This window comes from Desulfolithobacter dissulfuricans (assembly GCF_025998535.1).
GTDB lineage: Bacteria > Desulfobacterota > Desulfobulbia > Desulfobulbales > Desulfobulbaceae > Desulfolithobacter > Desulfolithobacter dissulfuricans.
In genome coordinates this window covers 198,753-211,943 of sequence record NZ_AP024233.1, presented here as the reverse complement: position 1 = coordinate 211,943, position 13,191 = coordinate 198,753, and the positions used below count along the sequence as shown (strand labels likewise).

At 59.7% G+C, this 13,191-nt stretch carries 9 protein-coding genes and 1 pseudogene; 5 read left to right on the top strand and 5 right to left on the bottom strand.

What is annotated here, in order from left to right; genetic code table 11:
- Positions 1-5: 5 nt before the first annotated feature.
- The 3 genes from GF1_RS00910 (at position 6) to cooS (ending at position 4,710) form a co-directional block, all read left to right on the top strand.
- Complete coding sequence (locus GF1_RS00910) at positions 6-1,964, top strand: OPT family oligopeptide transporter (protein ID WP_267927747.1); 1,959 nt, start codon at positions 6-8, stop codon at positions 1,962-1,964.
- Between the two features lie 61 nt (positions 1,965-2,025).
- A complete protein-coding gene (locus tag GF1_RS00905; RefSeq protein WP_267927746.1) occupies positions 2,026-2,682 on the top strand; it encodes a Crp/Fnr family transcriptional regulator in 657 nt (218 codons plus the stop codon).
- Between the two features lie 150 nt (positions 2,683-2,832).
- Positions 2,833-4,710, top strand: coding sequence for an anaerobic carbon-monoxide dehydrogenase catalytic subunit (cooS, locus tag GF1_RS00900; RefSeq protein ID WP_267927745.1), 1,878 nt, complete (start codon positions 2,833-2,835; stop codon positions 4,708-4,710).
- Between the two features lie 106 nt (positions 4,711-4,816).
- Here the strand turns inward: cooS and GF1_RS00895 are convergent, their stop codons facing one another.
- The 5 genes and pseudogenes from GF1_RS00895 to upp form a co-directional block, all read right to left on the bottom strand.
- Positions 4,817-6,178, bottom strand: a complete 1,362-nt coding sequence (locus GF1_RS00895; RefSeq protein ID WP_267927744.1) for an NAD(P)(+) transhydrogenase (Re/Si-specific) subunit beta — start codon at positions 6,176-6,178, stop codon at positions 4,817-4,819.
- Positions 6,175-6,468, bottom strand: a complete 294-nt coding sequence (locus tag GF1_RS00890; RefSeq protein WP_267927742.1) for an NAD(P) transhydrogenase subunit alpha part 2 — start codon at positions 6,466-6,468, stop codon at positions 6,175-6,177. The genes GF1_RS00895 and GF1_RS00890 overlap by 4 nt, the downstream gene beginning before the upstream one ends.
- 10 nt (positions 6,469-6,478) lie before the next feature.
- Positions 6,479-7,615, bottom strand: a complete 1,137-nt coding sequence (locus GF1_RS00885; RefSeq protein ID WP_267927741.1) for a Re/Si-specific NAD(P)(+) transhydrogenase subunit alpha — start codon at positions 7,613-7,615, stop codon at positions 6,479-6,481.
- A 244-nt stretch (positions 7,616-7,859) separates the two neighbouring features.
- Positions 7,860-9,122, bottom strand: coding sequence for a uracil-xanthine permease family protein (locus GF1_RS00880; protein WP_267927740.1), 1,263 nt, complete (start codon positions 9,120-9,122; stop codon positions 7,860-7,862).
- Positions 9,123-9,184: 62 nt separating this feature from the next.
- A pseudogene (gene upp / locus GF1_RS00875) lies at positions 9,185-9,810 on the bottom strand (uracil phosphoribosyltransferase).
- 290 nt (positions 9,811-10,100) lie between these two features.
- Between upp and GF1_RS00870 the strand changes: the two are divergent.
- On the top strand, positions 10,101-12,644 hold the full coding sequence (locus GF1_RS00870; protein ID WP_267927739.1) for an ABC transporter transmembrane domain-containing protein: 2,544 nt from the start codon (positions 10,101-10,103) through the stop codon (positions 12,642-12,644).
- Positions 12,622-13,173, top strand: a complete 552-nt coding sequence (locus tag GF1_RS00865; protein WP_267927738.1) for a cyclic nucleotide-binding domain-containing protein — start codon at positions 12,622-12,624, stop codon at positions 13,171-13,173. The genes GF1_RS00870 and GF1_RS00865 overlap by 23 nt, the downstream gene beginning before the upstream one ends.
- Positions 13,174-13,191 lie beyond the last annotated feature (18 nt).

The following is a 13,191-nucleotide window of genomic DNA, read 5'->3' as shown; positions in this document are numbered from 1 at the left end:
ACCCTATGTACGACGACAAGGAACTCAAGGAATACCGCGACCTGCTGACTCCGCCGGATCACTTCGAGGAGGGGTTTGACTGGAAGACCGTGGTCGGGGCCGTGTTCATCGGTTTTCTGATGATGCCGGGTTCCATGTACCTGCAGCTGGTCATCGGTTCCGGCATCGGCCCGGCGGCCCGCTGGGTCACCATCATCCTCTTTGCCGAGATCGCCCGGCGGGCCCACACCAGCCTTAAGCAGCAGGAGATATTCATCCTCTACTACATGGCCGGCGCAGCCCTGGCCTCACCCTTCCAGGGACTTCTCTGGAACCAGTACCTGGTCCAGTCCGATGCGGCCAAGATGCTGGGCCTCACCGAATTCATTCCGTCCTGGGTGGCGCCCGCGGCCAGTTCCGATTCCATGGCCCAGCGCACCTTTTTCCACCGCGACTGGCTGATCCCGATCCTGCTCCTGGTGGGTTCCCAGATCATTCAGCGGGTGGACCGTTTCGGCCTGGGGTACGCCCTGTACCGGATCACCTCGGACGTGGAGCGGCTCCCCTTCCCCATGGCGCCGGTGGGGGCGCTGGGGACCATGGCCCTGGCCGAGACCGAGGAAGAAAAGAAGAGCGGCTGGAAATGGCGGGTCTTTTCCATCGGCGGGGTTATCGGCCTGCTGTTCGGATCCATTTATGTCCTGCTGCCCGTGGTGTCGGGACTCATCTTCACCGAGCCCATCGGGTTGATCCCCATTCCCTGGATCGAACTGACCCGTCACACCGAAGAGGTGCTGCCGGCGGTGGCCACCGGACTGCAGCTCGACCTGGGCCTGGTCTTCATCGGCATGGTCCTGCCCTTCTGGGCTGTGGTCGGCGGCCTGGCAGGGCTGATCATCACCGTGGTGCTCAACCCCATCCTCTGGAAACAGGGCATCCTCCACCGCTGGCACCAGGGTATGGCCACGGTGGACACTGTGTTTGCCAATAATTTTGATTTCTACATGAGTTTCGGCATCGGCCTGGGCCTGGCCATCGGCGTGATCGGCGTCTGGACCGTACTCCGTTCCTTTGGCAAGAACAGCGCAGGCCGTGGCGGCCTCCAGGCCCTGTTCAACCCGCCGCCGGGTCGGGGCGATATCAATTTCTGGCTCTCCATCACCATCTATATCGTCTCCACCTTGTCCTATGTAGGGCTCTGCATCCTCCTGGTGCCCAACTTCCCGTGGATCTTCTTCATCGGCTACGGCTTCATCTACACCCCGATCATCTCCTACATCACCGCCCGGATGGAGGGTATCGCCGGACAGTTTGTCAGCCTGCCCCTGGTCCGGGAGGCCAGTTTCATTGCCGGGGCCAAGTATTTCGGCTACCAGGGAATCGAAATATGGTATGCGCCCATTCCCATCCACAACTATGGCGAGGCCACGGTGGGCTTTCGGGAGATCGAGCTCACCGGGACCTCTCTGCGCGGCATCATCAAGGCGGAACTGGTGGTCTTTCCGGTGGTCATGATATCAAGCCTGCTCTTTTCCCAGTTCATCTGGCGACTGGCGCCGATCCCGTCCAGTTCCTACCCCTATGCCCAGGAACTGTGGCATCTCCAGGCCCTCAACACCCTGCTCATGCAGACATCCACTCTGGAGGGCAACTCGCTCTTCTTCCAGGCCCTCAACTCGAGCTATGTCCTCTCCGGCCTGGGTCTGGGCCTTTTCATGTACATGATTCTCTCAATTCTCGGGTTGCCGGTGCTGCTGATCTACGGGGTGGTGCGCGGCCTGGGCCAGTCCACGCCGCACGGCATCATCCTGGAGATGGCCGGAGCGCTCTTGGGCCGCTACTATTTTCACAAACGCTACGGTTCCATGTGGCGCCAGTACGCCCCGGTCCTGCTGGCCGGGTTCTCCTGCGGCATGGGGCTGACCGGTATGTTTGCCATGGGTTTTGCCCTGATCCTCAAATCACTGAGTTACATGGCCTACTGACCGCCCTGCAGGACGGCTTGCCGGGCTTTACAGCACAAAGGAAGCGTGTCATACTAGGACCATGAAAACCAAGATGTCCTCCATCAACCTGCTCCAGGAACTCAAGCAGGAAAAATACCGCCCCTTTCTCGAAAAGTTCACCAGGATAACCCGGCCGGCAGGCCAGCTTCTGTTCAGTCCCGGCGACGCAGACAACCTGGTCTTCATTGTCAGCGCCGGCAGGCTCCGGATCTATCTTGGCGTCGAGGACAAGGAGTTTTCTCTCGCGGTTCTCGAGCCAGGCGACATCTACACTACCCACACCCGGGCCTATGTCCAGACCCTGACCGAGGTTACCCTGCTGACCATGCCCACCGACACCTTCCATGCCTACATGTCCATCCACCCGGCCCTGTCGCGGACCATCATCTCCATCCTCGGCGAACTGCTTAAACAGTCATTTTCCATCATCTATTCTCTGGTGTTCAAGGATATCAGCCAGCGGCTGACAGATTTACTGGTCCACGAGGCCCTCCATAACGGTGAGCAGGACGCAGGCGGTATCCGTATCCGACTGGACCTGACCATGGGCCAGTTGGCCGCCATTGTCGGTTCCTCTCGTCAGACCGTGTCCACCATCATCGGCGAGATGCTGCGCAGCGAGGTGATCCTGAGGGAAGGACGCGGCATCTTTCTTATACCGAACCTGGAACTGCTGAAGGCTTACCCCAACGCCTGAGCCTTTCGGTTTTTTCCTCGGCCAACAAATATTTTTTCTCTTCTGTCAGCTATCTGACAGTTGGACTGTTTTCTGCCGGGTATACTGTGTCAAACACCAAACACTGTACTAACAGTTAAAATCGGAAACCGTTTGCAAAGGAGATGTATCATGGCCAAGGAACTACCACCTATCGAGGAACGCTCCCTGTGGGAGGACGCCCACAAGATGCTTGCCAAGGCGGAAAAGGAAGGCATTGAAACAGCCTGGGACCGACTCCTGCAACAGACTCCGCACTGCACCTTTGGTGAAAGCGGGATCTGCTGCCGGATCTGCACCATGGGTCCGTGCCGGATATCCAAGAAAGCGCCTCTGGGCGTGTGCGGTGCCGACACCGACGTGATCGTGGCCCGCAACTTCGGCCGCTTCCTGGCCGGTGGTGCGGCCGGCCACTCGGACCATGGTCGGGACTGCATCGAGGCCTTTCACGCCGTGGCCCATGGGGAAACCGAAGATTACCAGATAAAAGACGAGGCCAAGCTACGGCGAATAGCCGAAGAGCTGGGCATTGCTGTGGAGGGACGAGAACTGCTCGATATCGCCAGGGACCTGGTCGAAGAATTCTGGGCCAGTTTCGGCAGCCAGCGCTCCCAGGTCTGTTTTGTCAGCCGGCTGCCTGAGAAGCAGCAGGAAACCTGGCGGAAACTGGGCATCACCCCGCGCGGCGTCGATCGGGAGATCACCGAGATGATGCACCGGACCCATATGGGCTGCGACAACGACGCCGCCAACACCATGCTCCACAGCGCCCGTATGTGCCTGGCCGATGGCTGGGCCGGCTCCATGATCGCCACGGAAATATCAGACATTCTGTTTGGGACCCCGAAACCGCGCAAAGCCCAGGTCAATCTGGGGGTACTCAAGAAGGACCATGTCAATATCCTGGTTCATGGCCATAATCCCATTGTCTCGGAGAAGATCATGGAGGCGGTCAACGATCCTGAGCTTATCGCCCTGGCCAAAGAGAAAGGGGCCGCCGGCATCAATCTGGCCGGACTTTGCTGCACGGGTAACGAACTGATGATGCGCCAGGGTATCCCCATGGCCGGCAACCACCTGATGACCGAGCTGGCCATTATCACCGGGGCGGTGGAGCTTATCGTGGTCGATTACCAGTGCATCATGCCGAGCCTGGTCCAGGTGGGCAACTGCTTCCACACCAAGATGATCACCACCGCCGACAAGGCCCGTTTCACCGGGGCCGAGCATGTCAAGTTCGAGATGCACAACGGCATGGACCAGGCCCGCCGCGTGGTACGGATGGCCATCGAACGCTTTCCGCTCCGCGACCAGGATCGGGTGGAGATTCCCTGCGACCCGGTCGACATTGTCACCGGTTTTTCCAACGAGGCCCTGCTGGAGGCCCTGGGCGGCACCCTGACCCCGCTCATCGAGGCGATCAAGGCCGGCAAGATCCGTGGCGCCGTGGCCATTGTCGGCTGCAACAACCCCAAGTACAAGCACGACCACTGCAATGTCAACCTGGCCCGCGAGCTGATCAAAAAAGATATTCTGGTCCTTGTCACCGGCTGCGTGACCACGGCCGCTGGCAAGGCCGGGCTCCTGGTCCCGGAGGCCATCGACATGGCCGGCCCGGGATTGAAAGAAATCTGCGGGGCGCTCGGTATCCCACCGGTGGTCCACATGGGTTCCTGCGTGGACAACGCCCGGATCCTGCAGCTGGCGGCCCTGCTGGCCAATGAACTCGGAGTTACCATCGCCGATCTGCCCCTGGCCGCCTCCTCGCCGGAGTGGTATTCGGAAAAGGCAGCCACCATCGGCACCTACGCGGTGGCCTCGGGTATCTACACCCATCTTGGCCATCCGCCCAACATCACCGGCTCAAAGGTCGTTACCGACCTGGCTCTGAGTGGTCTCGACGATCTGGTCGGCGCCTGCTTCGGCATCGAACCGGATCCGTTCAAGGCAGCAGACCTGATTGATGAGCGGATACGGCAGAAGCGCGAAGCTCTTGGCCTTTCCGCCTGATTAACAAACCTGAAATAAGCAAACAAAAAGGCGTCTTTCCAGAGAAACAGATTCTCTGGAAAGACGCCATACTCCCGCCACACCCCTTCCCGCGTTCCAGCGTTTCTTAATCCACGTCCTTGAACTCGGCAATGAGTGCCTGCAAAGAGGCCTTGGCGTCGCCGAAATACATCCTGGTATTGGGATAAAAGAACAGCGCATTCTGGATCCCGGCAAACCCGGCCCCCATGGAGCGTTTGAGCACCACCACGGTTCGGGCCCGATGGGTCTCGATGATGGGCATACCGTAGATGGGACTGTCCGGATCATCGAGAGCCGCCGGATTGACCACGTCGTTGGCGCCGATCACCACGCAGACATCGACACTGTCCATGCGCGGATTGATCTCATCCATTTCCACGAGCTGATCATAGGGCACGTTGGCCTCGGCCAGCAGGACGTTCATGTGGCCCGGCATGCGGCCGGCCACCGGATGGATGGCATAGAGAACCTCGGTGCCGTTTTTCTCCAGCAGCTCACCCAGTTCGCGGACCGCATGCTGGGCCTGGGCCACGGCCAGGCCGTAACCGGGGACAAAGACCACCGTGTCGGCGGCCTCCAGCAGGTAGTAAACATCCTCAGCCGTGGCGGGCCGGACCTCGCCCTGGGGTCCTTCACTCTTTTTCGATGTCGCGCCGAAACCGGAAAAGAGGACATTGGCCAGGGAACGGTTCATGGCCTTGCACATGATATTGGTGAGGATCACTCCCGAGGCCCCGACCAGTGCACCGGCCACGATCAGGATATTGTTGTGGATCACGAAACCGGCGGCACAGGCGGCCAGGCCCGAGTAGGAGTTCAGAAGCGAGATCACCACCGGCATGTCGGCACCGCCGATGGGGATAACCGAGGTCACACCGAAGACCAGGGCCAGGACCACGGTGAGCAGAAACCAGCCATAGCCACCGGTCATGGCAAACAGGATTCCCGAAACCACGGCCAGAAGCAGAATGGCGCCATTGACCAGATGCTGGCCGGCAAAGGTCAGCGGTCGGCTCGGCATCCGTTCACTGAGCTTGCCGAAGGCGACCATGGAGCCGGAGAAGGTAACCCCGCCGATAAAGGCCGAGAGGAAAGTCACGGTGAGGAGAAAGGCGGTGTACTCATGGCCCTGGTGGAACTCGCCCCAGGCCAGGAGCAGGCTGGCTATGCCACCGAACCCGTTGAACAGGGCCACCATCTCCGGCATCTGGGTCATCTCCACCCGACGGGCGGCCACCAGGCCGATGCCGGAACCGATGACCAGTCCCAGGACAATCCAGACATAGGCCAGCCCCGAAGCCAGCAGGGTCACCACCACGGCCAGCAGCATGCCGCAGGCCGAAACCAGGTTGCCCCGCCGGGCCGTGGCCGGCGAGCTGAGCATCTTCAGGCCGAAGATGAACAGAACCGCGGCCACCAGGTAGCTGAAATTGATAAACAGATTCACACCGCACCTCCATCATCCTTTTTCTTGAACATCTCCAGCATCCGATTGGTCACGGCATAGCCGCCCACCACGTTGATGGTGGCAAAGATCACCGCCAGCACCCCGAGCAGGGTGGCGAAAAAGCCACTACCCAGCTTGAGCGAGGCAATGGCCCCCACCAGGGTGATGCCGGAGATGGCGTTGGAGCCGGACATCAGCGGCGTGTGCAGGGTGGAGGGGACCTTGGCGATCAGTTCAAAGCCAAGAAAGATGGTCAGGACAAAGACAAACGCGAGATAGACAGCATCCATGGAATCGGCCTCACTTGCTCATGATTTGCTTGTAGGTCTGGCTGAAGATCTCCCCGGCATGGGTGATCAGGGCCCCCTGGACCAGATCGTTTTCCAGCTCGAGCCGGAAGGTTTTGCTCTCCCGGTCCCAGAAATGGTCGACAAAGTTGCCGAGGTTTGCGGAAAACATTTCCGAGGCGGTCACCGCCACCCGGCCGGGCAGGTTAGCAAAACCGATGATCCGCACTCCGCCGATTTCCACCACCTCGTCCACCCGGGAGCCTTCCACATTGCCGCCCGTCTCCACCGCCATGTCCACTATCACCGAACCCGGCTGCATGCGGTCGATGATGGGCCGGTCGATGATCCGGGGCGCCGGGCGGCCAAAGACCTGGGCCGTGGTGATGACCACATCGGCCAGCTCGCAGGCCCGGGCCATGCCCTGCTTCTGTTTTTCAAGCTGCTCAGGGGTCAGGGCCCGGGCATAGCCGTCCCTGGTAGAGCCGGTCTCGCCCAGGTCGATCTCCACGAACCGGGCCCCGAGCGACTGGACCTGCTCCTTGACCTCGGGCCGGGTGTCAAAGGCCTCCACGCGGGCGCCCAGGCGCCGGGCAGTGGCAATGGCCTGGAGACCGGCCACGCCGACACCGATGATAAAGACCCGGGCCGGCTTGATGGTTCCGGCCGGGGTGGTCATCATGGGCAGGATCCGGTCCAGCTGTTCGGCGGCCAGGATCACCGCCACGTACCCACCCAGGTTGGCCTGGGAGCTGAGCACATCCATCTTCTGGGCAATGGTGGTCCGCGGTATCATCTCCAGGCTGAAGGCGGAAATCCTGCGTTCCCGCAACCGCTCCAGCAGGGTCTGTTCGTTGAAAGGATCAAGATAGCTGACCTGGATGGTACCCGGCCTGAGCACGTCCACCTCTTCCAGGGGCGGCTTGCGCAGCCGAAGGACCATGTCGGCCTGGCCCAGGAGCTCGGTGCGGTCGTCCACCAGTCGGGCCCCGGCCTCCAGATACGCCTCATCCTCGAAACGGCAGCTGCGTCCCAGCCCGCTTTCCACCAGGACCTGGGCCCCAAGACCGATCAGCTTCTTCACCGTGGCCGGTACCACCGGCACCCGTGTCTCACCGGGATGGGTTTCCCTGGGTATGCAGATCTTCAACTGGCACCTCCTCCCTGCAGGGATGCAATGGTTTTCTGATCGATGGTTACCTGTTCACTATAAATTTTTTCTGTGATTGAGCAAGCTGGACCTGAAAAAAAAACGGCGGCTCCCCCGGATCCGGGAAACCGCCGTCTACTGTCTATTGACAAAACCGTATATCAGTCACAATCACCCTCGCTGCCCTGGAAAATTAAAAATTTCACAAGACCGGCAGGGCGGGCGAAAACATTCGCAGAGCCATCTACAGATCTCCGACCTCAGTGGCCACCGAACCGCTCTTGCCGGGCAGAAGCAGGTTGAGGAGCACGCCGACAATGGCGGAGAGCCCAATACCCTTGACCATGAAACCTGCATACCCCAGAGCCATGTCTCCGACACCGAAGACCAGAATAAGGGAGACGATGACCAGGTTGCGCGGCTTGGCCAGGTCCGTTCCCTCCCGGACCAGGGTGTTCATGCCGATGGTGGCGATGGTACCGAAGAGCAGGGTCATGATCCCGCCCATGACCGGGGTAGGTATGGTGGCCAGCAGGGCGCCCAGGGTACCGGAAAAGGACAGGACAATGGCTGCCAGGGCTGCCCAGGTCATAACCGCTGGATTGAAGGCTCGGGTCAGGGTCACGGCCCCGGTGACCTCGGAATAGGTGGTATTGGGGGGACCGCCGAGCATGGCCGCCAGGGAGGTGGCCAGCCCGTCTCCCATCAGCGTCCGGTGCAGACCAGGTTTTTCCAGATAGTTCTTACCGGTGACATGGCTGATGGCCAGCATGTCGCCGATATGTTCGATGGCCGGGGCGATGGCCACCGGAACGATGAACAGGATCGCCTGCCAGTTGAGCTGGGGGAGGACAAAAGCCGGCACCCGGAAGAGCGGCGCCTCCAGCACCGGGGTGAAATCCACCAGCCCCAGCACAACCGACAGAATGTATCCGGCTGTGATACCGATAAGAATAGAGATCAGCCGGATCATGCCCCGGCCGAGCAGTACCGCGAGGATGGTCACCAGCAGCGAGACCAGGGCCACGGCCAGGGCCGGCCCCTTGGCCACCAGCACCGCCGTGCCGTCGCCGGTTTTGCCCATGGCCAGGTGGACGGCCACCGGCGCCAGCGACAGGCCGATCACCATGATGACCGGACCGACCACCACCGGCGGCAGGACCTTTTTGATGATACCGCGACCCCGGGCCTTGATCAGCAGGGCCAGCAGGACATAGACCAGACCGGCGGCCAGCAGGCCGGACAGGGTGCCGGGAATTCCCCAGGTCTGCACGCCGTAGATGATCGGAGCGATAAAGGCAAAGGAGGAGGCCAGAAAAATGGGGACCTGCCGTTTGGTGATGACCTGAAAGAGCAGGGTTCCCAGGCCGGCGGTGAACAGGGCCACGTTGGGGTCCAGTCCGGTGAGGATCGGTACCAGGACCAGGGCACCAAAGGCAACAAACAACATCTGCAGGCCGACCAGGGCCTGCCGGAAGATACTGCTGGTATCACTTTCCGCATTCATGCTTTCACTCTTCTCCTTACTCGCTATGGTTTGTCATTGTCGGACAACCGGTCCGCAGGACCTTACTTGGTGCCGAAGATCTTGTCACCGGCATCACCGAGCCCGGGATGATATACCCCTGCTCGTTGAGATGATCGTCGATTCCGGCCACCCAGATATCCACATCCGGATGGGCCTCCTCCAGCCGCTTGATCCCTTCCGGAGCGGCGACCAGAAAGATACCGTTGATATCCCTGCAACCCGCCTTTTTCAGCATGTCGATGGTGGCGATCAGGGTCCCGCCAGTGGCCAGCATGGGATCGAGAATCATGGCCTTGCGTTCCGAAATGTCCTGAACCAGTTTTTCGAAATAGACCACCGGTTCCAGGGTCTCTTCATTGCGATACAGCCCCACCACCGATACCTTGGCGCTGGGAATGGCCTTAAGCACCCCGTCCATCATGCCGAGCCCGGCCCGGAGAATGGGAACCACGGTGATCTTCTTGCCCTTGATCCGCTCCACCTCCACCGGCCCGGACCAGCATTCGATGGTCACTTTTTCCGCCGGCAGATCCTTGGTGGCCTCGTAGGTGAGCAGCATGCCGACCTCGGATGCCAGCTCGCGAAATTCTCTGGTGGAAATATCCTTTTCCCGCAGCAGCCCCAGCTTGTGCCTGACCAGGGGATGGGAAATCTCGTGTACTGCCATGACGACTCCTTTCTGAAGAAAACAGGTGGAAACAAACTGCCAATTAGTAGCACGTCACCGCGATCATATCCAGACTAATTCCCCCTCCTGGAGGGAAAATATCCCCGCCTCGCTTCCAGGACCGGCCTGGCGGGCATTGGCGGGGCTCCCGGTCTAAAATAGGCCTTGCATTATCCTCCTGATCCTGCGAAAATCCATCCGTTCATTTTTCCACAACCAGGCCGGCCCGGCAACATGGACGGCACCATGTCTTCCCGGACAGGCCTTCCGGCCCAAGGTCTTTGCTGAACATGCGAGTCACCAGACGCCCTCTCTTTTCCTGGATTCTGCACCGCCACCGCGGCATGCAGCTGATCCTGCTCGCCATCATCCTCGCCAGCCTCTTTTTCCGGGTCTTTCCCCTGGAGATGCAGAAACGGATCATCAACGAGGCCATCCACCTGCGCAAGCAGGATCTGCTCTTTCTCTACTGCGGGCTCTATATCGGCGCCGTGACCCTGGCCGGAATATCCAAGTACGCCATCAATGTCCTGCAGACCATCATCGGCCAGAAAATCCTGGTGGAGATGCGCCAGGAACTCTACCACCACATCCTCCAGCTGCCCCTGCAGTTCTACCGGAAGATGCAGCCGGGTACCGTGGTCTCGGCCATGACGTCGGAACTCAATGCCATTGGTTTCTTCCTCGGCGGCGCCCTGGCCATCCCCCTGACCTCCATTCTGACCTTTGTGGTCTTCCTCGGCTACATGTACAGCCTCAGTCCACTGCTGGCCCTTTTGAGCATGGGAGTCTATCCCCTGGAAGTAATAGTCATCCCCCTGCTGCAGAAAAAATACAACCGTCTCAACCGGAGGCGAATCAAGACCGTCCGCTCCATGGCCAACGTGGTCAACGAGGCCATCTCCGGCATCCACGAAATCCACGCCAATGCCAGCTATAACCTTGAGGAGCGCCGGATCGGCAATCATATCCGGGCCCTCTACAACCATCTGAAGAAACTCTTCTTCGTCAAATACGGCATCAAGTTCGCTAACAACCTGTTCCAGTCTTTCGGGCCGTTCATCCTCTTCCTGGTGGGCGGCTACCTGGCCATCCACGGCAAGTTTACCCTCGGCGCGCTGGTGGCCTTCCTCTCGGCCTACGAAAAGGTCTACGATCCCTGGAAGGAGATGATCGAGTACTACCAGTCCTACCAGGATGCCAGGGTCCGCTATCGACAGATCATGCAGATCTTTGACATGGATCCGGCCCACTCGATCCTGCCCGAAGGGCGGGAACCGCTGCAGCTCGAAGGTAATATCGAGATAAAAAACGCAGGATTTTCCATCAACACCGACATCAAACTGCTCCAGCGGATCAACCTGGACATCCAGGCCGGTGAACAGGTGGCCCTGGTCGGCTTCTCCGGATCCGGGAAATCCACCCTGGTCCTGCTCATCGCCCAGCTCTACGACCTCACCAGCGGCTCCATCCTTCTCGATGGCTACGACATCGCCACCCTGAGCAAGCAGGACATCAACCACAACATGACCATGATCGCCCAGCGGCCGTTCATCTTCACCGGCACCATCCGCCAGAACCTGCTCTACGGGGTCCAGGCCCTGCACGGTGGCGATCCGCACATCGAACCGGAGCGGCGGACTATTCTCCAAGCGGTCCGCGACGTGGGCCTCGAGGAGGATATCATCCGGTTTGGCTTCCAGAGCGTACTTGACGAGGAGCAGTGCGAACCATTCAGGGAGCGGTTCCTGCGCATGCGGCAAATCATCAGCATCGACCTGCGGCACGAGTTCGCCGATACGGTGGAATTCTACAACGCCCGCAGTTTCCTCTACTACTCGAGCATTCATGACAACATCGTATTCGGCGAAGGGGCGGATAACCTCTTTGCCACCGATAACCTGCCGGACAACCGCGAATTCATGCAGCTCCTGGAACGGACCGGGATGCTGGAGCCCCTGCTGGAGCTCGGATTTTCCATTGCCATCCATACAGTGGAACTTCTCGGTGACTATGCTGACGACGAGTTCTTTTTCCGCAGCACACCGATGGAACCCACGGAACTCCAGGCCTATGCCGAACTGGTAAGGAAACTCAACGGTGACCTGCCCACCAGCGCCACCGACCAGCGGATGCTGCTCATCCTGGCCCTGCGCTTCATCCCGGCGGTCCACAAGATCACCTCGCTGCCCCAGGGACTCGACCGGAATATCCTGGAACTGCGCCACCGGTTTCTCCGTGAGGTCGCCCGGGTCGATCTGGACCACTGCCTGAGCAAGGGTACCCTCCGACCCTGCGGCAAGAATGAAAAATGTGGAGATAGATGTACTTTTATCCCATACTGTCCCAGCCAGTATCTCTACTCCCATACCCTGCTCGACAATATCCTTTTCGGCGCCCTGAAAACCGCGGACAAGATCGACTCCCGGCTGATTCAGCTGGCCAGCAAGGCATTTGAAAAGGAAGACCTGCTTGACGACATCCTGGATATCGGTCTCAACTTTCATGTCGGCAGCAAGGGGGACCGGCTTTCCGGCGGCCAGCAGCAGAAACTGGCCATTGCCCGGGCCTTCATGCGCGACACGCCGATCCTGATCATGGACGAGGCCACTGCCAGCCTGGATAACGCCTCCCAGGCCCGTATACAGGAGCTGGTCAGTACCCGGTTCCGGGACCGGCGCAAGACCGTAATCGCGGTCATGCACCGGCTGGACCTGGCCCCATCCTATGACCGGATCGTGGTCCTCAAGGCCGGCTCGATCATAGAACAGGGCAAGTATGACGAACTCATGGCACGTAAAGGAGCCTTTTATGAACTCACCAGAGGAAACTAAATCGCAGCATATCTTTTCCCAGGACCACATAGAGCAGGCCCTGCTGTTTCTGAGACGGCTGCCTGTTTTCGCAGAGACACCGCTTGATATCCTCCGACTTTATGCCTACCTTGCCCAGAAGGAACATTACCACAAGGGCGATATCATTCTGCGCCATGCCACTCCCTGTGACCGGATGTTCCTCATCGTTTCGGGCCAGGTCGCCATCTGCCATCACCGGGAGAACAAGCTTTTTCTTTTCCAGGAGCTCAAGGGCGAGGAACTCAATTATTTTGGCGAGCTGTCCCTGGTTTCAAAATTCAACTCGCCCTTCTGCGCCGTGGCCCGGAGTGAGACTGTGCTCTATTCTCTCACCAGAGAGGCCTTTCGCCGAGTCATGGAACGCTACCCGGAGCGCTATATATCGGCGGTGGAAAAAATAGTTGAACTCCGCATCCAGCGGTTCGTGGCCCAGACCAATTTTCTTCTGGATCGGCTGAGTGAGGAGGCGCTGGAGGCCATTACCCTGACCGAAGCGGATTTCATGTGACACCAACACCGGACGAGG

Bases quoted from the DNA above. Each gene is read 5' to 3' on its own strand.
- GF1_RS00910 (WP_267927747.1), top strand. From the start codon at position 6: ATGTACGACGACAAGGAACTCAAGGAATACCGCGACCTGCTGACTCCG.
- GF1_RS00905 (WP_267927746.1), top strand. From the start codon at position 2,026: ATGAAAACCAAGATGTCCTCCATCAACCTGCTCCAGGAACTCAAGCAG.
- cooS (WP_267927745.1), top strand. From the start codon at position 2,833: ATGGCCAAGGAACTACCACCTATCGAGGAACGCTCCCTGTGGGAGGAC.
- GF1_RS00890 (WP_267927742.1), bottom strand. From the start codon at position 6,468: ATGGATGCTGTCTATCTCGCGTTTGTCTTTGTCCTGACCATCTTTCTT.
- GF1_RS00880 (WP_267927740.1), bottom strand. From the start codon at position 9,122: ATGAATGCGGAAAGTGATACCAGCAGTATCTTCCGGCAGGCCCTGGTC.
- GF1_RS00870 (WP_267927739.1), top strand. From the start codon at position 10,101: ATGCGAGTCACCAGACGCCCTCTCTTTTCCTGGATTCTGCACCGCCAC.
- GF1_RS00865 (WP_267927738.1), top strand. From the start codon at position 12,622: ATGAACTCACCAGAGGAAACTAAATCGCAGCATATCTTTTCCCAGGAC.